The following is a 21,686-nucleotide window of genomic DNA, read 5'->3' on the forward strand; positions in this document are numbered from 1 at the left end:
GTTGCGGATAATTTTTCCTGATTCTGTGGCATAATACCACTTCTCATCTATTTTTACCCAAGAAGTTTCAACCATAGCACCGCTTTTATTAAAGAGATAGTCATCATAAACTGTATTGCTAAGCATGATACCATCCTGGTTAAAATAATACCAAACTCCAGCAATCTTCTTCCAATTTTTGACAGCCTTTTTATTTTCATAATAACGCCATTGACCATTCTCTTTTTGCCAACCTTCTTTGTTGACCTCTTCAGTAATTTCTTCTGTTGAAGAGTTATCCTTGGTAAGGGCTGTTTCTTGTTTCTGTGTAGATTGAGAAGAATCTTTTTCTGCCTTGTTTTGTGTTTCGTTCTGATTCTGTTTATCGCCCTGTTCTTGACCTTTAGCTTGCTTTTTCTCTTTAGCTTCCTTACTCGTTCCATTAGCTACAGTTTTTTCTGAACTTTGTACTTTGTTTGTAGCTTGGTTTTCCTCTGCTAATACAGTTGTTTTAGAAATCCCAGCTATGGAAAGAACAATTGTACTTGCTAGTAATATCTTTTTCATTTTTAACCTTTCAATTTTATATTCCCTATATTTTTTACTTCTTACTTATCGTTTTAAAGACGACAATCTCTATTTTATTATACATTATAATTTTAATTATAAAAGTAAGATCTTTAAGAAGAAAGAAAGTTGTAATATTATTAAAACAATTTAGAAATAAAAGTCAACAAAAAGTAGTCGAACAATATCTGAACGACTACTTTTTTTATTATGATAATTAACCTTCTATTACTCTACTACTTTTATTAGTTAGAAGTGGATGTATAACAATAGATAGAATAGCTAAGATTGCAAAACTGATACCGACATACCAGTATGGTACATCAAGTGTGGTTGAACGACCAGATAGATTGACAATTCCGCGGAATAGTGTCCCTGTTGTAATAATAGCTATAGCCGAATTCCATAAATTAAGGCTAATTCTGGAAAAATGTGGAAGAACTTTGAGAAAGATTGCTAGTAGAATTCCTCCAATAAGAGGTACCGCAAATAAATAGTGCATATGGACAGATGTCTCTCCAAAACTAAATGCTTCATAAATTCTAGAAAAAGCAAAGAAGAAAATCGTAATAAGTGTATAAGAGATGGCAGTTTTTTTAAAACGTTTTTTGTTAGGATTAATAACCGATGTAGACAATATCACTCACCGCCCTTTCAGAAATTTTGTTTCCTCCAGTCGTTGGTTTATTGATAACCTGACCGTTGAAGTAAAGTGTAGAGGATCCCCCACCATCAAGATTGTAGGCAATTTTTGCACCATATGATTTCATGACCTCAGCTAGCTGGTACAAAGAGAGACCTTCACTTTCAGAAGTACGTCCGTCAGAAACTACAATAATGTAGTGGTTTTCGTCGATAATACCAATAGCTGTACGTGGATTCGAAGCCATAGCTTGTCCAACTTCTTGGTTTTTTCCTACTGTTATTTCACCATTTTCGACCAAGGCAGGACCAAAAGCTAAGAGATTAATAACTCCGTCTTTGACAAGTTGCTCAGCTGAAATCTGATCCTCGTAAATAATCTTGAAAGAACCATTTTTATAAATGGCTAAATCGCCATTATTAGAATTTTCACGGACAGTATCACGATAGACAACTCCATTACGGATAACATAACCCGAAGAGTTGGCACCGTAATAGTCGCCATTGACTGCTAAAATTGCATCATTATCTGTAGCAGTGACAGATGTTTTAGCTGTTACGTTTGTTCCAAATGAGTTTTGAGCAAATGCTGTTTTAAGATAATCCGATGAACTTACTGTAACATCTGCAACATACATTTGGGTATCATTAACCGTCGTTTCAGTCAAATTGATAGAGATATTCTCGTCCTTATAACTTGAGTTAGTTACTGTTGCTGTTTTAGTTGCTTGACTACCTTGAGCTTTATTGGAACTTGTATTAGTTGTTGCTACTGTCGAAATAGTCTCAGCGAGTACAAAAGTTTTCAACATTGTGTAACTAAAGGATCCTGTCAAGAGTAGGCCAAGAATCGAGGCGTAAGCATAGCGTTTTTTTAAAAATTTCATAGTACAGTTGATGTCCTTTCCTTAAAGATGAATTTCTTCTGCACCGTCCAAGAGACAGCGAAGAGAAGGATGCCGACGATAATTTTGGCAATCAGAAGGTTGACACCAAAGACTGAAAAGAAGAGACGAATCAGTAGCGTGTCTAAGACAAAGAGTCCGACTGCTAGACCAAAGTACCCCATCCCTGTTTTCACAAGGCTATCGTCGTTTTTAAAGACTAGTTTTTTATTTGTAGAGTAGTTAAAAATAGAGCTTGTCACACGAGCTAGTCCATTAGCTAGGAAGATACGGAAATTAGTCGGCGCTGTTGGTAAAAACAAGATTGCAATAGCGTAAACAAGGTAGTCTACAACAAAACTACTGAGAGATGACAAGGCAAATTTAAAAATATTTTTATAAATCATTAATCCATCTCTGATTGGACGGAAGTGTGAACCCTCGTTATCATTGATATAAACAGTTTCAATAGGAACTTCTAAAATTTGATATTCTTTAGTAGCTTCAAGTAGCATATTCATTTCATATTCATAACGTTGTCCTTCAATTTTTAGCATAAAAGGAATAAGATTTGTTGTAAAAGCGCGAAGCCCTGTTTGTGTATCTGTTACTCCTACTCCTGTTTGTAGTTTAAAGAGTGCTTTCGTTAAGCTATTTCCAAAACGGCTACGAAGAGGTACTTTACCTGTGAAAGCACGCACACCTAGGATTAGCTTGTTCGGATTTTCAGAAGCTTTATTAGCCGTACGGAAAATATCCCAAATTTTATGCTGACCATCTGCGTCTGCCGTTACGACCGTTCCATAGCTATTTTGTTTTTGAATATAAGCAAAGGCCGTTTTAAGTGCTTGACCCTTACCTTGATTCACTTGGTGACGGAGCACCGTAGCATATTCTTCTGCTTTATCAAAAATATTTTGACACTTCGATGAACTACCGTCGTCGATAACTAAAATATGAAAATTACTCTTTTCATGGATTCTTTCGATGAGTTTAATCAGTTTATTATCAGGTTGATAAGCTGGAATTACTATATAGTTCATACCGGCACTCCTTTCTTAATGATGGAATAACTATACAGAACATCGCTTAAAAATACCTTATATCAGTTTCCTTTAAGAAAAAGTTCAGAATAATTTAATGTTTCGAAAAGATTGTAAATCGTTGTTTGTAATAAATATACATAATATCCTTAAAATGCTTCAAACTTCACTTAACAAATCATTCAAATAAAAAAGTCAGCCCCAAAGGGTTGACTCATGTTAAATCTTTGACTGAGACTCACTTATTATCGTGTTTCACTTTTAATAGTGAAATTCCAAAGAATCCCATTAGAATAGCTACGATTATATAGAATAATTGAGAATTTGACTCACCTGTATTTGGTAGCTCTGTTTGGTCCGCTACAGATTTTGACTCTGCTTCTGTTTCCTTTTCGGAACTAGAAGTCTGTGCCTGTCCAGGTTCTGAACTTGAACCAGCAGTCGGTTCTACTGTGGTTGTTTTTAGCTCTTCTGTCGTTGTTGTTGGTTCTTCTGTCGTTGTTATGATTTCCTTTTCATATTCATAAGTAATATGAACTGTTCCATTTTTTAACGTTCCAGTTTCCGAATCAGAAGAAGTCGAGAGTCCAACAAGATGATATGTGATTCCATCAACCATTATTTTGTCAGGACGTTCAATGCTATTATCTCCGACTTTGTATGTAACCAACTCTCCAGTTGAATCATAAATAGGAAATTCAGAAATCTTGTTGTATGTTTCTTTTAATTTTTGGTTAGTTCCTTTGATAACATAATCTACCAGAACATTACCTGTATAGAAAGCTGAAACATCTTGGTCAGCCATATCTTCTTTTTCAGATACGTAATAAACTACTTTCTTGTTTGCTCTTAACGTAAATTTATCAACATAATTGAAAAATGTTGATTTATCTATATTGGTATCTTCAGGGATTCTTGTCCAGTCACCGTTATTTGGAGTGATATAGGTACTTGGATTTGAAACTGACTTTATAAGGTGACCATTCTTTACATGACTATCATCAATCAATGAAGGATCTCCAAAACCACCAATGTTGCCACTAACCAAGTCAACCGCTAAACGATGGTTATCATAATCTTCTAAGTTTTGAGAGCCGGTTTCATAACTCATAACACCACCTTCTTGACTAGATTTCCAAACCATTCGGGCATCAATTGGTAGGTATTTGATTTTCTTAGCTTCATCAATTGGGATTGTAACTTCTACTTTGTAAGCTTGACTATTATCAAAATTGGTAAACAAACCATAAGATTCAACTTTACCATCTGTCATATAACCATATTCGTAGTTGCTGGTATTGACTACGTAAGGTGTTTTTTCTGCTTCCAGTTCCTCAACGGTCGGAGTATTAAAGGTTTCGCGATCATATTTTTCTGTATCATCAAAGCTAATCTCTGTCATTGGCTTATTGACATTGATAGGATTGCCCTTAGCATCTCGTGTACCAACAAGAGTGAATTGTACCGTAGCATTCTTAATCTTTGGAACTCGAATCAAAAGATCATTTACTGTTTGTGCATGGTCACTAGAATGCATTCTCTGGTAAGCAACTATATAGCTATAAGTGACACTCTTCCCATCTTTAGTTATAGTAGCATTCTGCCCCTCTACGTTAACATGGCCACCTTCAGAAATAACATTATCGTTTAGTTTTGTTTCTACGTTATTTTCTTCTGTTACAGCAATAGATGATTCGAATGATTTGTTAGAGTCATCAATTTGGTTTGATGTAGAAGACTCTAGTTTTGAGATGCTATTATCACTATAACCCGAATTTTCTTGGATAGCAATAGTTTCTGTACTTATATTCTCATCAGATTTAACAATGAATTGTGTATATGAACTCAATACAAAAATTGAAAATGATGTAAGCCCTAATTTTACTAATTTATTCATTTGAAAAGACTCCTGTTAAAAATACCAACTATAAAAACAAACTCACTTGTCTAAATAACCATAATCTATTGTAAACAAAAGTTAATTAAAATGCAAGAAATTATACAATTTATATACTTTGGAAACGTTTTTTTTATAATTTTTTAAAAGTAACAGAGTCATAAATATTTTTAATTAACTAGCTTAAGCCCCTTCGCTTATACTGGAAAAGTATTTCTACTTTTATTCTATTCTTTCTCTTAACTTCTCGACAAAGAGATAGGCTGCGGGACAAGTTAAAGTATTTTTGATAGTCAAATTATTGATTTGATAAATCTTTTTACGGTCGGTATGTGGAAATTCTCTACAAGCCTTGGGTCGGACATCATAGATGGAACAGAGATTGTCACCACCGAGAAATGGACAAGGCATTGACTTAAAGACCTTATCACCGTCTTCATCTACCTGTAGAAATTCATCTTCGAAGGCTGGTAATTTCATTTTAAAGTACTTGGCAATGCGTGTGATATCTGCTTCCTTAAAATCCGGTCCAAGGCTCTTGCAGCAGTTGGCACAGGCTGTACAATCAATTTCTTCAAAAACTTCCTGGTGAATTTCAAGGGCAATCTTATCTAGGTTTTTTGGAGCTTTCTTTTTCAGATTTCCAAGGAATTTACGATGCTCTTTTTGCTTTTGTAAAGCTAATTGGTGATAGTATTCGATATCGATTTCTTTTGACATAGATTCTTTAACATCCTTTTCTGAAACTAGTATACCATAACTGAAAATAAATAAAAACTACTGCCGTTAAGGCAATAGTTTTTACAAGATTAGTTAACTTCGACCACCTCAACCATATCTTTACCAAGTAAGATCAAATATTTTTCAACTTGATCTATTTGGTAAGAACGAGACAAGGCTTCTGCATATAGAGATAATTGACCTCTATAACGTTCAATCAGTTGACTTGGATATTCATAATGATCTGTCTTGTAGTCAAAGAGAACAATTTTATCCTCATAAAGGAGATAACCATCTAAAATCCCACGAACAACAAAGTCTTCCTGACTCTTAGCATCTCGTTTTAACATAGAGAAGGGTTGTTCTCGATAAAGTTTATCTTGATTTTTTAGAATCTCTTGACCAAGAGCTGTATCAAAGAAGGACAAGATTTTGTCTAGATTAACTTTATCTTTAACAGCTGAAGTTGCCTGAACTTGCTCCAAGGCTTCTGTCAAGGTTTCTAAAGTAGGTTTCTTAGCGAGATTGATTCGCTGCATGAGTTCATGGGTAGCACTACCAATCTCAGCTCCAGTGACTTTTTCTGTCTTGGAGAAGTCTGGAAGTTCAAACTGAATCATAGTTTCTTTTGGTTTAGATTGACCAGCTACTACTACACCATCCATATCCATGACTGGTTCATAAAACTTCTTAATCTGGCTTGGAGTCTGAACACTCGGAAGATTAATCGCCGCTCTGTGGATTTCATTATACACTTCCACTTCTTTCAGCATTTGTAAAGCTTCCTTAATGGTATCAGACTGACGGTTGCTTGCTTGGGATTGGTCTTGAAGTTGACTTCTATTTTCCAATTCTCCGATAGCTTCTTTGGTCAGTTGTTCTTCACCTTCAAATCGCACACTAAAGTGTAAGTTCTCTTTAGAAAAGGCCTGATAGATTGCCCAAATCCAGTCCTGGAAATTTTGTGCATCTAACCTGGTTTGACGAGTTAGGAGGCCTTGCCCATTTGTTGGGTATTCTTTAGACTCCAACTTTTCCCTTGATCCCTTTCCGACTAGATAGATTTTTTTCTCAGCACGAGTCATGGCTACATAAAGTAAACGCATCAACTCAGAATAGCTTGCTAATTGGAGCTCCTCCTCATTTTGACTATAAGTCAAGCTTGGAATCGATAACTTAATCGTAGATGGAAGATATTCCTCTTTTGCATTTGTAGCTACTCTAGCTACGTATTTAAGACCAAGGCCATTTTTACGACTTAGGATAACTTCAGACATGGAATCTTGCTTGTTAAATTGCTGATCAATATTGAGAATAAAGACATAAGGGAACTCTAGCCCCTTACTCTTATGAATACTCATAAGCTCCACAGCGTCCTTAGGTGGAGCAACGGTGACACTGGCAAGGTCGTGCTTGGCTTCCAAGACTTGATCAATCATAGTTATGAAACGTGATAAGCCTTTAAAATTACTCTTTTCAAACTGGTCAGCTCGTAGTGCTAGGGCATAGAGGTTGGCCTGTCTTGCCTGACCATTTGGTAAAGCACCAACATAATCATAGTAAAAACGTTCGCTATAGATTTTCCAAATAAGTTCATAAAGCGAATGCGTTTTTGAGAACAAACGCCAAGCATTAACAGTTTCCATAAACAAGTCTAACTTTTTAAGTAATTCAGACTTGATTAAATCTTTATGGAGGCTAGTTTTTGCTTGAGCATTGACTAGTTTCTCATAAAAGTTCTCTTGAACCTTATCCTCAGATTTCTGAAGGGCTAATCGAGCCAATTCATCTTCATCAAAGCTAAACATCGGAGACTTCATGAGAGCTACTAAAGCAAAGTCTTGCAGAGGATTATGGATAACACGAAGAGTATCCAACATAACCTGCACTTCTAAAGATTGCAAATAATTGTTTAGAGCGCCATCAGTTTTAACTGGTATCCCATATTCCGACAAAGCAAGTAGAACCTGGTCATTCCGACTTCTGCTGGCAGTTAAGAGAGCAATGTCATTAAAAGGAACCCCTTTATCATTATGAAGATGCAATATCTCCTTAATGACCATTCGCATTTCACCAGTCAGTTTGTTGGTCGAAAACTCTTCCTCTTCCTTAGAATCACCGTCAACATCCTTATCATACAAGAGGACTTCTGCCTTGTTTTCTGGATCTGGCTGTAAATCAGTATTTCCGAAAACAAGTTGATGCATGCCGTCATAAGAAATCTCTCCAACTTCCTCATCCATGAGATGCTTAAAGACGTCATTGGTAGCATTTAGTACTTCAGAACTACTACGGAAGTTTTCCTTGAGCAGTATTAACTGACCTTCTTTGCTATCCTGAGCAAAACTATGGAATTTTTCATTGAAGATTTGGGGATCCGCCTGTCTAAAACGATAAATAGACTGCTTTATGTCTCCTACCATAAAACGGTTATGCCCGTTAGAGATGAGTTCCAGCATTCTTTCCTGGATATGGTTGGTATCTTGGTACTCATCGACCATAACTTCGTGGAAACGTCCCTGATACTCTTTTCGAACTTGAGGGAAGTTTTCCAGAATCTCAATAGTATAGTGGCTAATATCCGCAAATTCAAAGGCATTCTCTTCGCGTTTACGCTTTCGATATACATCAACAAAATCACTCATGAAAACTTGGAAAGTCTTAGCCAAGTCCCAAGACTCTTGATGATATTTTTCCTGGAATTTCAATAAAGTAATTTTATCATTTAATGCAATTAGATTTTCAAACTTATCTTTTCTCTCTTGGTTGTACGCTTCTTTCAGTTCTAGGAGTTCAGCCTTGCGACTAGCATTTGTGAGAGCACGGCCACCCTTATCCTTAGAAATATTCACAACTCGCTCTAGAACTTCTTGATATTGATTAAAAGTTGATTCGTTGGATAATGCTCCAATTTCATCAAGAACTTGTTGGACAGCTTCTAAGTAGGCTGCTTTCCCAAATTCCTTAGCATCATTCTCTAAATGGTAACGGAAGAAACTTTCTAAATCCCAGAGTCTTTGCTGAATATCTTGAGCCAGCTTTTCTTTAGAACTTGTAAAATCGGCCTTTTCGAATCCTTTTAAGAAAGATTCCTGTAGCCAGGCCTGAGGATTACTAGTGGATTGTAAGAACTCATAAATCATATAGACCTGTTTACGCAATCCACGTGCATCCTTGCTTTTACCCGCAAAGTTCTTGACCAGCTGACTAAACTGTTCTTGTTCCTTACCTTGGTAGTGTTTTTCAAAAACCTGCCGAAAGACTTCGTTTTTTAAGAGGAGTTGCTCACTTTCATTCTCAAGAATCCGAAAATTTGGGGCGAGGTCAATCAGATGACCATGTTTAGCCAGGAACTTCTGAGTAAAAGAGTCCATAGTTCCGATAGCAGCGTTTGGTAAATCAGCTAATTGTCTTCCAAGATGTTTTTTTAGATCTAAATCTTGAGTCTCTTGGATTTGTTGGCTGATTTTCTTCTCCAAGCGTTCTTTTAACTCGGTTGCTGCCTTTACCGTAAAGGTTGAGATAAAGAGTTGGCGAATTTCTACACCACGCGCTAGTTGATCAAGAATTCGTTCAGCCATGACAAAGGTTTTTCCTGAGCCAGCTGATGCTGAGACCAGAATGTTTTGACCAGAACTGTAAATAGCTTGAATTTGCTCAGCAGTTTTCTTTGGTTTCTTGTCAGAATGAGCTTCTTCTATCTGCAACTTTTCAATCTCTTCTTGGGATAAAAATTTCATCGCTCCAACTCCTCTCTAATTTTATTAAACCATGTTTCTTTATCATTGCTCTTAGCGACCTTATCTAACAATCTAGCTTGACCTAAATGGTAATTAGCTTCAAAACCAGTTATCGACTGATATTGTTGGACATAAGGAGCAATACTTCTGCCGTCTTCTGTGTAAGGATTGATAGCAAATCTACCAGATAAAATCTTCTCTGCAGCTTTCTTATAGATAAGGGCGTTATAGTCCAGCAATAACTGGAATTCCTCGTCAGACAACTGATAGGTCTTGTTTTTATTGTATAGTTCCCCAAGGTTCTTTATCTCTTTTTCGAGAAATAACCCTTGATATTTCATACTCTTAGTCGTTTCTGCTAAAGCCTTTGAAAGAGTTTTGACAGTTTGTAAGGACTGAACTGGCTCAGCCATCTCTAAATACATAGCACCAAAGAAGTCGGTATTTCCTTCTTTCTTAAGAGCATCCAGATAGGTTGGTAATTGTGAATTAAGGCCGTTATAAAAGAGAGGGAAGTTAAACTGAGTTAGAGAAGATTTGTAATCAACAACACCAATAGCATCACTTGTCTTTAAGCGATCTATACGGTCAACTTTACCACGGACATAGACATTTCTGCCGTTTTCTAACTGAACAAAAGCTTGTTCCTTACCACCAAAGACTGCCTCTTCCTGAATGGTTTCAATTTCAGAATTGTGACGAAGAATGTGCCCAGTTGCACGCGCAACGTCTAAAAGAACTTCCTTGGTTAATTGGGCTTCCAAATTTTCTTGATAAATGGCTTGAAATTCACGTTCTTGACTGGTTTCAGAGATTGCTTGTTCTAAACGACGATCAAAAGGTGTATCAACAGGAAGTTTCATGGCTCGTTCAAAAATACGATGCAAGAAATTGCCATGACTTCGTGCATCAGGTCGTAGACGCAATTCTTCCTGTAAGCCTAAGACATATCGAAGGTAATAGCTGTATTCATTACGATAAAACTCCGTTAATCCAGAAGTTGATAGATAAAAATCTTGATCTTGAGGATACAAGGCTTTCAGAGTTTCATTAGCTAAGGTCTTACTTTTTGGACTTGTCGGTAGGACAGGATTATCAAGACCTTGATCTTCTAATTTTCTCCCCATGACACGAGCTAGAACCTTAATAAAGGTTAAGTCCTGCTCACTTGTCTCGGACTCACCTTGCTGGTGATAAGCAACAAGACTAGACAAAAGACTGTGATAAGAACCAATATCATCCTTTGATAGGTTTCTTCGATCGATTCTCTTTTCAATCTTGCTAAAACCAAAATACTGCAATTCTTTCAGATAAACTGACTCTTTGCTCTCGTTTTCATTGAGTAAACTAGGCGCTGATAGGACCAATTGCTTCTTGGCAGAATTTACCAAAGAAAGCATGGTATAGCGATTCTTCTTAAGATTTTCTTGGCTAGCAATCAATAATTGAGAGCCATCTTCAGTACCTTGGTTTAAAACTTCTCTTTCTTCATCACTCAAAAGACTGGTATTTTGGGTGATTTTAGGTAGATGTTCCTGGGTTAAGCCAAGTGCATAGATGTAATCAGAAGTCAAAGGCGAAATCAAATCATAACTTTGCACCAGAACCGTATCTACCGTTGCAGGAATTGTACGATAATTTGACAATGACATCCCTGAATGAAGAAGAGCCAAGAAATCATCTAAAGCGACCTGAGAACCTTTAAATACAGTAGCAATTTGCTCCATTACGTGGCAAAATGCCTTCCAGACCTCTTCTTGTCTTTCTTGCTCTGCCGCTTCCATCGTTTCAGATAAGGATTGTAATTGCTTGGTCACAGATGCATCCTTCAAAAAGTTGTTCCATTTTGTAAGGATATTTTCAGTCTTTTGCTTACGACTAGATAATAAAGCTTCTAGTGGATTTAGGACACGGACACGCAGCTCATTTAATTTTTCTAAATTAAATTTTCCTTGATGATTTTTTGTAAATTCTTGTTTAAAGTTAGAAAGTCCATCAATACCTAAATAGCGGATATATTGTTCAAAGCTATCGATTTCTTCCTGACTAAGGTCGGTATACAATCCAGTGCGTAGGAGATTAATCAAATCTTCTTGACGGAAATAGTACCGTTTGAGACGTCCCAAAGATTCTACAAATTGAGTCAAAGGATGATGAGCCATAGACTCACTTCTCCCCAGATAGAAGGGAATCTGATATTGATTAAAAATTGTCTGCAAGGATAGTTTATAGGACTCTACGTCTCCTAGTAGGATACGAAAATTCTTATAGCTTAGTTCAGGTTCTTGGTGCAATTTCTGGCGAATACTACGAGCAACGAGCTCCAGCTCTTCTTTTTGTGTCAGACAAGACCAGATTTGCAATTCTTCTCTATCCTTAGCATCCACTTCTATATTGATTTCAGAATAATCATAAGCACTTTCCAGAAGTCTTGAGGCTTTGGAAAAAACATCAAGGTTATCATGTTCCTGACAGGCATCTTCTGTCTTGGTCTGATATTTAAAAGCTAAATGACGTAGAAATTCAACACTGGCTTGATAGAGGTTCCCTTCACTAAAGGAGCTATTATAGGCTTTCTTAGTCGCATATACACCAATGATAATTTCAACACCCTTACGATGAAGCAAATCCACTAGGTGTTCCTCTTCTGCAGAAAATCGGGTAAAACCATCAATGACTAGGGCAATCTTACTAAAATCACTACTTACCTTGTTTTCTTCGATAGCACCAATCAGATAGGATAATGGACTTCCTTGTGAAACTTGACCTTGATTTAAATACGCTGTTATCTTTTCAAAAATCAAGAGTAAATCAGAGCGTTTATCAACATCTGTCAAACTTTCCAAGTCCAAAAAACTCATCTTTGCCGTTGTCATTTCATGATAAATTTCAATGAGTTGCTGGATGAATTGCGGATCTTGCTTAATAGCTCCGTAAACACGTAAATCCTTCGGATCAATCTCGGACAGACATTTATAAAAAGCCATACCAAGACCGATATCATCGAGACTTGACCTCTCAGGAATATCATTTAAAACCAGATAACGAGCCATTTGAGCGAAGCGCGTGACTGTGATAGCAAAAGAAGCCTGCTGACACAAGCATTCCAGCACGGCACGTTCCTTTTCAAAAGAAAGAGAGTTAGGAGCGATATAAAAGACTCGTTTTCCTTGGTCAACTAGTCCTTGAGCCTCCTTAGTTAGGATTTCTGTCAAAGAAGTCCGAATATCGGTATAAAGTAGTTTCATCTCTGCCTCGTTTGTTTTTGTCATTACCTTTTATTATATCATTTTTTAAGTCAAAACAGATTGATATAAAGTCCTAATTTTAACCTGTCCCATATCAAAAAAGTCGGAATAAACTCCGACTTTTTATTATTTACCTACCAGAAAACAAGAGTACCCATAATTCCCAAAATGCTAAAATGTTAATCATGATATGGAGCAAAATGGGATAATAGAGAGAATGAGTTTTTCGGTAGAGGAATGCTACAATCGCTCCTCCGCTTGCATAGGTGAAAAAGGCAAGTGGTGTTATACCATCAGAAACATGCACATAGCCAAAGACACAGGCTGATAGTAAAACATCTCCATACCAAGGTGAATCTTTCAAAAATGTATTCATCAGAACTCCTCGATAAACCAATTCTTCTGTAATTGGTCCTAGCAGACAAGTAATAAGCAAGAAATATAGTAACTCTTGTCGCCCTGTCATCTCAACTAATTCATTTAAAGTCATTTGATTGGACGTTGCTGGGGTTAAAAAGGAAAACACAATACCTGAAAGATGATTGACTCCATAAGCAAGAAGCAAATAAACTGGATATCTCCATTTCCACTTCAACTCAAGAATTTTCCTACCTTCGAATACTAGTAAATAAAGAATAGCTATAAAAGTAACGATGAGCTCTAAAAAAGCAAGAATTTGAAAAAATTCTCTACTAGCAGGTACAAGCCTACCTGCAAAATGATTAAAAATCCACCAAAACCATGTCTTCCTATAAATAATTACTAACAAGGCTAGTAAAATCTGTACTGTTCTTTTTTTCATGCCAAGTCCTCTGATTTTTTATCCATTATCAGTATAATATTAAATATATTACTAATTTAGTATATCATATTTTTGTTATCTATCTACTAAAAACCTAAATAGAAATGGCATTTCACTTAGCTTTAGACTTATTTGCCTCAAAATATGCTATAATATAGGCAAAACACGTGAAAAGGAAATACTATGATTAAACTACTTGCTCTGGATATGGATGGAACTCTACTAAATGAAGCCAAGGAAATTCCTCAGGCTCATATTGATGCCATTCATAAGGCTATCGACAAAGGCGTCAAACTAGTTCTCTGTACTGGTCGTCCTCTCTTCGGAGTTCTTCCCTACTACAAGAAACTCGGTCTTGATTTGCAAAATGAATACGTTATTGTCAATAATGGTTGTTCTACCCACCAAACCAGTGACTGGAGCCTTGTTGACTGGCGGGAACTTATCAAATCAGACATCGAATACCTGAATGACCTGGCTGAAAAGAGTGAGGTTCAGTTGACTCTCTTTGATGAGGAACACTACTTCGTACTCGGAGGTAAACCAAATCCTATCGTTGAATATGATGCTACACTTGTCTTTTCTGACCTGACTGAAATCTCACTTGAAGAAGCTACTAGTGGTAAATATCGTATGTTCCAGGGAATGTTTTTAGGGACAAAAGAACAGACAGATGACTTTGAACAACGATTTGCTGATGAACTTTGTCAGAGATTTAGCGGTGTTCGATCTCAACCAGTTATTTATGAAGCAATGCCACTCGGTACAAACAAGGCTTCTGCTCTTTCTCGTTTGGCTGAGATTTTAGATATCCAACCTTCTGAAATCATGGCTATGGGTGATGCCAATAACGACATTGAGATGTTAGAGTTTGCTGGGCTGGGTATTGCCATGGAAAATGCCAGCGACCACGTAAAATCTCTCGCTGATGCCGTAACTGCCAGCAATGAAGAAAATGGTGTTGCACGCGCTATTGAAAAATATATTTTATAGAAAATAAGCCCAGTCAACTAGTATTTCTAGCCAACTGGGCTTTTATTTTTTTAAAATTTAAAAACTTTAGAAACTCTTTAGAAATGCTTGACGATTCTTTGATATCTATGCTTTATACTAGAGTTATAAAAATAAAACATCTTATACTCTTCGAAAATCAAATTCAAACCACGTCAGCTTCGCCTTGCCGTACTCAAGTACAGCCTGCGGCTCGCTTCCTAGTTTGCTCTTTGTTTTTCATTGAGTATTAAAGGTTAAAGGAGAAAACTATGAAAACAGTCCTCGAAATCCATGGCTTGTCCAAACAATTTGGCAAACAACCCATTTTACAAGATCTAAGTCTCTCAGTTAAAGAAGGAGATGTCTATGGACTTATCGGAAAAAATGGTGCTGGTAAAACAACTCTGATTAAAATCATTACCCAATTATTATCTGCTGACCATGGAACTATTTCCCTCTTTTCTAGTCAAGGGTATAAGGAGTGCACAAAAGCCCTATCTCGAGTAGGTTCAGTCATTGAATCCCCAGTAGCTCACAATCATTTAACAGCCTATCAAAATCTAAGATATTATTGTACTATTCGACATATCCCAAATGCTGATCAAGTCATTCAGGAAACATTAAAGTATGTGGGGTTAACAGATACAGGTAGAAAAGTTTTTCGAGATTTCTCTCTTGGAATGAAACAACGCCTAGGCATTGCTATTGCCCTCCTATCAAAACCAGACTTTCTCATCCTTGATGAACCTATCAATGGACTTGACCCAATCGGTATTCAAGAATTTCGTCAAATGATTCAACGTCTGAATCAAGAATTAGGAATAACAATTCTCATCTCTAGTCATATCTTGTCAGAACTCTATCTGGTTGCCAATCGTTTTGGAATTTTAGACCAAGGGAAAATCATTCGAGAAATCAGTAAGGCCGAATTTGAGACACTTAATGAAGACTATATCGTTCTAAAAACAAGTGACAAAGAAAAAGCTAGTCAAATCTTAAAAGACAAAGTGCATCTTGAATTTAAAGTTGTTAATTCAGATAATGAGATTCATATTTTTAGTCATGAACAAGATGTCAAACGCATTCTCAAAGAACTTACTCTAGCAGATGTTGACGTGGATGAGATTTACTATGCTCGTCAAAATCTTGAAGAATACTTCACACAATTAGTAAAATAGGAGGAAAACCATGATACATACAATTCAAGCAGACTTTTACCGTCTTTTCCGTTCCAAAGGTTTTTGGATTACAGAGCTCGTTCTCTTTGCACTCATGTTAATGGGAGCTACTTTCGGAGCTACAGGCAAGTTCATATCGGTCAGTACAAGTACAAACGTGGAAAGCGAACTACCTAGCAAGGGATGGGATGGTATACAAGCCCTTATTAACACCTCTAGCAATAGCTCAAACCTGGTTTTCCTCTGTATTATCCTTGCTTGCTTAGTTCTAGGAGTTGATCTTATCGGAAAACTCTATAAAAACAGTTTGACAGTGGGTGTTTCTCGCACAGAATTCTTCCTAGCTAAATTTGTAGTATTAGCAAGTATCGCTCTAATGCAAATTCTTGTTAGCCTAGTTATTGCTTTCGTACCAGCGACTATCCTAAACGGTCTTGGTACGATGCCAGAAGGATTTATTGGCAATCTCCTTCTAACAATTTCTCTTCAATTTCTCTGCCTTCTAGCTTGGCTATCTATTGTTTCCTTCATTCTCTATGTGACTCATTCTTATTTGGCTGTTTTCATTGGCTATTTAATCAGCTCTACCTTGCTTTCAACGCCGATGCTTATCTTTCCAGATATCGAGATTTTACGCTATTTATCCTTGAATGTTGCCTATGCCATGACTACTAATAGTCAAGCTATTCTCTATACCATAACGGTTTGCGTAACGGTCATACTTTTCTTCTCTTTCAGTGGACTGATAATTTTCAAGAAGAAAAGCCTATAAAAACAACCTCCTCTATTCAAAAAGAGGAGGTTCTTTGCTTTAAAAGAGAACTCTAACTGCAAACCAAGAACCATCTGTACTTAGTTGTAGTTCTGCACCAAGTAGATGGGATAATTCTTCTGTAATATAAAGACCTAAACCAGAGGATTCTTCTGTATCTGAGAGGTTTTCAGAGTAAAATCGTTGACTGAGATTTTCAATTTTACGAATCGGTTGTTTAACCAGATTAGCAATTTCCAAACAGATATGATTGTCCACTTCCTTCAGAGAAAATCTCGCTTCATCCTTACCATGTTTTAGAACATTGCCAATGAGATTTTGCAAGATACGCTCTAATAAATCCGAGTCTGTCAGTAAATACAAACCAGGTTCAATTTGTAAATCTAGGTCAATCTTTGCCGTCTGAAAAGAATCATAATAGGTTAGTAATTTTTGTGTCATAAATGTCGAGATTTCTAACTCAGATAAGTCAGGTTTAACTGCTCCTTCCATTAACCGACGATAGTCCAAAAGAGCCTCTAGCCGTTTTGAAACTTGATTGAGATGATGGGAAATTTTTTTCAAACTCTCAGACTCAGGATTTTCTGTTTTAAGCAATTGCTGAGTATAACCTGACGCAATCGTTAAAGGTGTTCGAATATCGTGTGCAATATTGCTAATAGCCATGTCTAAAGTCTGCTTCTCTCGCTTCATAATCAAGCGTGACTGCTCAACTTCTTGAAAGAGATGATTGATTTGCTGGTAAAGATGTAAAAAATCCTTGGAGAAAGTTGACACTCCGATTCTCTTCATACTTCCAGTCAGAATCTTGTCCTCAATTTGTTGGCTCAAGTTTACGAGTGCTAGATGATAGCGAATCAACCCTATCGTCAATAGGATAATAACCAGCAGTAGCAAAGAAAGTAAAATATAGATCATTGCTCATCTCCTTTTAACCGAACACCAACTCCCCAGATAGTTTCAATATACTCTTGCTCTGGATCTAGTTGGCTTAATTTTTTACGGAGATTACTTAAATGAGTGTTGAGAGTATTGTCGCCTGGTAAATAAGTATCCTCCCAGACCAATTCATAGAGTTCTTCTTTCGTGAAAATTTTCTTAGGATGTCTCAGCAAGGTTTGGAGAATCAAGCATTCTTTCTTAGCTAGGCGAATAGTTTCCTGGCTATTTTTGATTTCAAAACTATCTGCATCAAATTGAATATTTTTTAACTGTTGAATCAATTTGTCAGGATGTTCGATTTCAGCTGCTTGCCTGTCACTTTTTTGACGTAATTGTACCGTAACCCTAGCAAAAACTTCATCCAAATCAAAAGGCTTTACAATATAATCATTAGCACCATCTAAGAGATATTGGCTGATGAGCTTTTTATCGCTTAGGGCAGTTAGCATGATGACAGGAACTGAACTATCGTGTCTAATGGCTTTTAAAACCTGATCGCCATTTTTTCCTGGAAGCATAATATCTAACAAGATTAGATCAATGTCACCTTGTTCAAATCGTATCATTCCTTCAGTACCAGAAAAAGCCTGAATCACCTCATGCTCCTCAGAAAGAAGAGTTCTCAAAATTTCTTGAATCTCATTATTATCTTCAACGATAAGTATTCTAGCCATAAACACCAACCTTTCTAATAGTATTATATCATGTTTTTTTAGGAATTTCGGATAAAGAAAAACTCTCCTTCATGGTTAAATACGAAGAAGAGTTCATTAGCTATATTAAATTAAAGCTGTCAATGCGGTAATAAGTCCAAAAACGATACCTGGTGCATTAGCTGCTGCCAAAGGAATATCACGTTCTTTTTTAAAGAGACCGTAGTAAACCCAAAGACTGCAGTTAAGTGCAGCTACTGCTGGTTGGATAAAATTCCCTTTTTGACCAGCAAGGTTATTCATAATTTGAGGAATATAAGAGACATACATCATTACAGACATAAAGGTTGCAATCCAACCTAAAGTTTTCATTTGTTTTTCAGTCATTTTTTCTCCTTTCAAAAACAGTCTCAATTATACACTATTTTTTAAGATAGTGAAGTTTAAAAAGCTATTTGTTAAAAACTTGTAAACTATCACAATCTTGTGATAAGGGAATCTTATTCATTTAGATAACTTACTTCTTCTCAATCGGTGCTACACTAGCCAAAAGTTTTTTCAAACCGACTTCTGGGAAGTTGATTTTTAGTTCCTGGGTAGCTCCACTACCTGATACTTCAAGGACAGTCCCTTCACCCCATTTTTTATGAAGGGCAATATCACCGATAGACCAGCTAGTTTGACTGGAAGACGATTTACTAGTAGATGCAAATTGTCCAAATGGTAAACCACTTGATTGGATAGATGTAGGCGCAGTATTCCGTTTTCGTTCTTGAAGTGCCTGTGCCAGACTCATTCCTTGACCAAATGTAGTACTACCACTACTGTAAGATGCTTTAAAACTTGTATTAGCTGGACGAGACAAACCTTGATAGGTCAACAAATCTGAACTAATCTCGTTGATAAAACGGGTCGGACGATTGTAACTTGTACGTCCGAAAAGCAAGCGAGAGTTGGCGTTGGTTAGATAGAGAATTTTCTCGGCGCGTGTGATTCCTACATAGGCCAAACGACGTTCTTCTTCTAACTCATCTGGATCTTCAGAGGCACGACTAAGAGGAAAGACATTCTCCTCCATACCGATAATAAAGACAACTGGGAATTCAAGTCCTTTGGCAGCGTGTAAGGTCATTAAGGTTACTTCTGACGTCTCCTGACTACCAGAGTCAGTATCTGCAATCAAGGCAAGGTCATTTAAGAAACGACTGAGTTTATCTAGTCCTGTTTCCTCTTCTTGACTTTCAGGATTGTCATCGAAGTTTTTGGTAACAGATAAGAATTCCTCGATATTTTCGACCCGAGCTTTACTCTCCAATGTTGCTTGTGCATTTAGAATATCGACGTAACCTGTTTTTGCAAGGACAGCCTCAACCAACTCTGTAATGGTTAATTGGTCCAGTTTCTCCCTCAAATCCAGAATCATATTGGCAAAGTCCCAGATCGACTGGGCTGCCTTACCCTTAATTCCTGATAACATGATATTGGCTGAAGCATCCAGCATGGACATTTCTTGCAAATTAGCAAAATCACGAATCTTCTCAACAGTACCTGGGCCAATTCCACGCTTTGGTTCATTGATGATACGCTCAAAACTGATATTATCACTTAGGTTGGCAATGAGATTGAGATAAGCAATGATATCACGAATTTCCTTACGGCTGTAGAATTTCGTTCCACCAACCATGGTATAAGGAATATTAGACTTGAGCAGAGCTTCCTCAATAGTACGTGACTGGGCATTGGTACGGTAAAGGACTGCAAAGTCTTTATGTAGGAAGTTTTGACTTCGACCAAGTTCATCGATGGTTTTGGCTACAAAAACAGCCTCATCTTGTTCGTCATTGGCACGATAGTAGACAATTTGTTCCCCATCCGCATTTTGAGTCCATAGATTCTTAGGACGGCGATTTTTATTGTTTTTAATAACGTCATTAGCTGCTTGGAGAATGGTTTTGGTTGAGCGATAGTTTTCCTCCAATAAGACAACCTTGGCTTGAGGATAATCCTTCTCAAAATCCAAGATATTCTGCATATCAGCACCACGCCATCCGTAGATAGACTGGTCTGCATCCCCAACAACACAGATATTTTTAAAGCGAGAAGCCAACAGTTTGACGAGTTGATACTGGGCATGGTTGGTATCTTGGTACTCATCGACATGGATATATTGGAACTTTTGCTGATAGTAAGTTAAGACATCAGGATTTTGATCAAAGAGACGCAAGGTCAACATAATCAAATCATCAAAGTCAACTGACTCAGATTGACGGAGTTCCTTTTGATAGGCCTCATAACACTTAGCGACAATATTTGTATATAAATCTCCTGCTTGTGCAGCATAAGCAACATCGTCAATCAGATCATTCTTAGCATTAGAAATGGTCCCTAAAATAGAGCGTTCATTCCACTTTTTAGGATCCAAGTTTAATTGCTTGAGAATGCGTTTCATCAGTGTACGCTGCTCACCTGGATCGATAATGGTAAAGTTACGATTGTAACCAATATGATCCGCATCACGACGTAGGATACGAACGCACATAGAGTGAAAGGTCGCTATCAAACAGTCCTGTGTAGCTGGATTGAGCCCATAGGCACGTTCTTTCATTTCACGAGCAGCCTTATTGGTAAAGGTAATGGCTAAAATATTCCAGGGATTAACCATCTTTTCATCAATTAAGTAGGCAATACGATGGGTCAAAACTCGTGTCTTACCAGAACCAGCCCCCGCCATGATCAGCAGTGGACCTTCTGTTGTTTGGACCGCTTCAGCTTGTCGGTTATTCATACCGTTTAATAAAGGGTTCATTTTCTCTTCCTATTCTACAAATCAATGTTTCTATTATATCAAAAAAGACTGAAAATAACTCTATCAGAGACAGGCTTCCTTTTTTCCTAAAAAAAGAACACTAACAAGTGTTCTTTTTATATTAATCATGAATAGATTGTAAAAGTGTCAACAAGGCTTGAGCCGATCTGCGTCCTGCTTCTACGATAAATTCATCAAATGAAATAGAAGCTTCGTGGTTAGCATTATCACTCATGGCACGAACAACTAAGAAAGGTAGATTAAGCGCGTGAGCTGCTTGAGCGATAGCCGCTCCTTCCATCTCAACCGCAAGCACCTGAGGAAAATGTTCTTTTATAGCTTTAATCTTATCTTCACCCGCAATAAAACTATCACCGGTCGCAATCAAACCTAGATGCCATTTTTGGTTAAGTTTAGACAAACTCTCTTGAATCAAATTGACAAACTTCTTGTCAGTTTCGAAATAGAGTGGTTGTTGGGCCATCTGACCGTATTCATAACCAAAAGCAGTCACATCAACATCATGATAAGCTAGATTATCAGCAATCACTACATCTCCAACTTCGATTCCTTCTGCCAAAGCTCCAGCTGAACCAGTGTTGATAACAGCATCTACTTTAAAGTGGTTAGCTAGGATTGCTACACTCATAGCAGACATGACTTTACCAATTCCACTCTCGACCAAGACAAGCTCGACTGACCCAATTATACCCGTATGATACTTATTTCCTAATACCGTCTCTTCTTGAGCGTTTTCTAAATGTTGAATCAGAAAAACTAGCTCTTCTGGCATAGCTGCTATAATTCCAATTTTCATGAC

16 protein-coding genes and 1 pseudogene are annotated in these 21,686 nt (G+C 37.1%); 3 read left to right on the forward strand and 14 right to left on the reverse strand.

What is annotated here, in order from left to right:
- From ACESNQ_RS01360 to ACESNQ_RS01400, 9 genes and pseudogenes are all read right to left on the reverse strand, one after another.
- Positions 1-546: pseudogene (locus ACESNQ_RS01360) on the reverse strand (glucosaminidase domain-containing protein); the annotation flags it as partial.
- Positions 547-763: 217 nt separating this feature from the next.
- Positions 764-1,189: a hypothetical protein gene (locus ACESNQ_RS01365; protein WP_373074419.1), complete on the reverse strand. Its 426-nt coding sequence runs from the start codon at positions 1,187-1,189 to the stop codon at positions 764-766.
- Positions 1,164-2,075, reverse strand: coding sequence for a phosphodiester glycosidase family protein (locus ACESNQ_RS01370; RefSeq protein WP_373074421.1), 912 nt, complete (start codon positions 2,073-2,075; stop codon positions 1,164-1,166). Before ACESNQ_RS01370 ends, ACESNQ_RS01365 begins: the two co-directional genes overlap by 26 nt.
- Positions 2,072-3,115: a glycosyltransferase gene (locus ACESNQ_RS01375; RefSeq protein WP_373074423.1), complete on the reverse strand. Its 1,044-nt coding sequence runs from the start codon at positions 3,113-3,115 to the stop codon at positions 2,072-2,074. Before ACESNQ_RS01375 ends, ACESNQ_RS01370 begins: the two co-directional genes overlap by 4 nt.
- Before the next feature lie 238 nt (positions 3,116-3,353).
- A complete protein-coding gene (locus tag ACESNQ_RS01380) occupies positions 3,354-5,012 on the reverse strand; it encodes an LPXTG cell wall anchor domain-containing protein (protein ID WP_373074425.1) in 1,659 nt (552 codons plus the stop codon).
- A gap of 222 nt (positions 5,013-5,234) precedes the next feature.
- Positions 5,235-5,732 (reverse strand): YkgJ family cysteine cluster protein, encoded by a 498-nt coding sequence (locus ACESNQ_RS01385; protein WP_373074427.1) that lies wholly within the window; start codon positions 5,730-5,732, stop codon positions 5,235-5,237.
- Positions 5,733-5,821: 89 nt separating this feature from the next.
- Positions 5,822-9,472 carry a helicase-exonuclease AddAB subunit AddA gene (gene addA / locus ACESNQ_RS01390; protein WP_373074429.1) on the reverse strand — a complete coding sequence of 1,217 codons (3,651 nt, stop codon included), beginning with the start codon at positions 9,470-9,472 and terminating at the stop codon, positions 5,822-5,824.
- A complete protein-coding gene (gene rexB, locus ACESNQ_RS01395) occupies positions 9,469-12,720 on the reverse strand; it encodes an ATP-dependent nuclease subunit B (RefSeq protein ID WP_373074708.1) in 3,252 nt (1,083 codons plus the stop codon). Before rexB ends, addA begins: the two co-directional genes overlap by 4 nt.
- 130 nt (positions 12,721-12,850) lie before the next feature.
- Entirely contained in the window at positions 12,851-13,522 is a 672-nt protein-coding gene (locus tag ACESNQ_RS01400) for a CPBP family intramembrane glutamic endopeptidase (protein WP_373074431.1), read from the reverse strand.
- Positions 13,523-13,705: 183 nt separating this feature from the next.
- Here ACESNQ_RS01400 and ACESNQ_RS01405 point away from each other — a divergent pair, with 183 nt between their 5' ends.
- The 3 genes from ACESNQ_RS01405 to ACESNQ_RS01415 all read left to right on the forward strand — a co-directional run bounded on the left by ACESNQ_RS01405 (position 13,706) and on the right by ACESNQ_RS01415 (position 16,465).
- Positions 13,706-14,515, forward strand: a complete 810-nt coding sequence (locus ACESNQ_RS01405; protein ID WP_373074433.1) for a Cof-type HAD-IIB family hydrolase — start codon at positions 13,706-13,708, stop codon at positions 14,513-14,515.
- Positions 14,516-14,784: 269 nt separating this feature from the next.
- Positions 14,785-15,693 carry an ABC transporter ATP-binding protein gene (locus ACESNQ_RS01410; RefSeq protein WP_373074435.1) on the forward strand — a complete coding sequence of 303 codons (909 nt, stop codon included), beginning with the start codon at positions 14,785-14,787 and terminating at the stop codon, positions 15,691-15,693.
- 10 nt (positions 15,694-15,703) lie between these two features.
- Complete coding sequence (locus tag ACESNQ_RS01415) at positions 15,704-16,465, forward strand: ABC transporter permease (RefSeq protein ID WP_004253669.1); 762 nt, start codon at positions 15,704-15,706, stop codon at positions 16,463-16,465.
- A 39-nt stretch (positions 16,466-16,504) separates the two neighbouring features.
- On the opposite strand, the gene ACESNQ_RS01420 is transcribed toward ACESNQ_RS01415, so the two are convergent.
- The 5 genes from ACESNQ_RS01420 to ACESNQ_RS01440 all read right to left on the reverse strand — a co-directional run bounded on the left by ACESNQ_RS01420 (position 16,505) and on the right by ACESNQ_RS01440 (position 21,683).
- Positions 16,505-17,383, reverse strand: coding sequence for a sensor histidine kinase (locus tag ACESNQ_RS01420; protein ID WP_373074437.1), 879 nt, complete (start codon positions 17,381-17,383; stop codon positions 16,505-16,507).
- Positions 17,380-18,081 carry a response regulator transcription factor gene (locus ACESNQ_RS01425; protein ID WP_373074439.1) on the reverse strand — a complete coding sequence of 234 codons (702 nt, stop codon included), beginning with the start codon at positions 18,079-18,081 and terminating at the stop codon, positions 17,380-17,382. Before ACESNQ_RS01425 ends, ACESNQ_RS01420 begins: the two co-directional genes overlap by 4 nt.
- A gap of 105 nt (positions 18,082-18,186) precedes the next feature.
- On the reverse strand, positions 18,187-18,447 hold the full coding sequence (locus ACESNQ_RS01430) for a SemiSWEET family transporter (protein ID WP_045763891.1): 261 nt from the start codon (positions 18,445-18,447) through the stop codon (positions 18,187-18,189).
- A 130-nt stretch (positions 18,448-18,577) separates the two neighbouring features.
- A complete protein-coding gene (gene pcrA / locus ACESNQ_RS01435) occupies positions 18,578-20,866 on the reverse strand; it encodes a DNA helicase PcrA (RefSeq protein ID WP_373074442.1) in 2,289 nt (762 codons plus the stop codon).
- Positions 20,867-20,987: 121 nt separating this feature from the next.
- Complete coding sequence (locus ACESNQ_RS01440; protein WP_373074444.1) at positions 20,988-21,683, reverse strand: 5'-methylthioadenosine/adenosylhomocysteine nucleosidase; 696 nt, start codon at positions 21,681-21,683, stop codon at positions 20,988-20,990.
- Positions 21,684-21,686 lie beyond the last annotated feature (3 nt).

The organism is Streptococcus infantis (assembly GCF_964243025.1).
GTDB classification, from domain to species: domain Bacteria; phylum Bacillota; class Bacilli; order Lactobacillales; family Streptococcaceae; genus Streptococcus; species Streptococcus infantis_N.

Excerpts from the sequence above, each read along its gene's own strand:
- ACESNQ_RS01370 (WP_373074421.1), bottom strand. The coding sequence starts at position 2,075 with ATGAAATTTTTAAAAAAACGCTATGCTTACGCCTCGATTCTTGGCCTA.
- ACESNQ_RS01375 (WP_373074423.1), bottom strand. The coding sequence starts at position 3,115 with ATGAACTATATAGTAATTCCAGCTTATCAACCTGATAATAAACTGATT.
- ACESNQ_RS01380 (WP_373074425.1), bottom strand. The coding sequence starts at position 5,012 with ATGAATAAATTAGTAAAATTAGGGCTTACATCATTTTCAATTTTTGTA.
- ACESNQ_RS01385 (WP_373074427.1), bottom strand. The coding sequence starts at position 5,732 with ATGTCAAAAGAAATCGATATCGAATACTATCACCAATTAGCTTTACAA.
- addA (WP_373074429.1), bottom strand. The coding sequence starts at position 9,472 with ATGAAATTTTTATCCCAAGAAGAGATTGAAAAGTTGCAGATAGAAGAA.
- rexB (WP_373074708.1), bottom strand. The coding sequence starts at position 12,720 with ATGAAACTACTTTATACCGATATTCGGACTTCTTTGACAGAAATCCTA.
- ACESNQ_RS01400 (WP_373074431.1), bottom strand. The coding sequence starts at position 13,522 with ATGAAAAAAAGAACAGTACAGATTTTACTAGCCTTGTTAGTAATTATT.
- ACESNQ_RS01405 (WP_373074433.1), top strand. The coding sequence starts at position 13,706 with ATGATTAAACTACTTGCTCTGGATATGGATGGAACTCTACTAAATGAA.
- ACESNQ_RS01410 (WP_373074435.1), top strand. The coding sequence starts at position 14,785 with ATGAAAACAGTCCTCGAAATCCATGGCTTGTCCAAACAATTTGGCAAA.
- ACESNQ_RS01415 (WP_004253669.1), top strand. The coding sequence starts at position 15,704 with ATGATACATACAATTCAAGCAGACTTTTACCGTCTTTTCCGTTCCAAA.
- ACESNQ_RS01420 (WP_373074437.1), bottom strand. The coding sequence starts at position 17,383 with ATGATCTATATTTTACTTTCTTTGCTACTGCTGGTTATTATCCTATTG.
- ACESNQ_RS01425 (WP_373074439.1), bottom strand. The coding sequence starts at position 18,081 with ATGGCTAGAATACTTATCGTTGAAGATAATAATGAGATTCAAGAAATT.
- ACESNQ_RS01430 (WP_045763891.1), bottom strand. The coding sequence starts at position 18,447 with ATGACTGAAAAACAAATGAAAACTTTAGGTTGGATTGCAACCTTTATG.
- pcrA (WP_373074442.1), bottom strand. The coding sequence starts at position 20,866 with ATGAACCCTTTATTAAACGGTATGAATAACCGACAAGCTGAAGCGGTC.
- ACESNQ_RS01440 (WP_373074444.1), bottom strand. The coding sequence starts at position 21,683 with ATGAAAATTGGAATTATAGCAGCTATGCCAGAAGAGCTAGTTTTTCTG.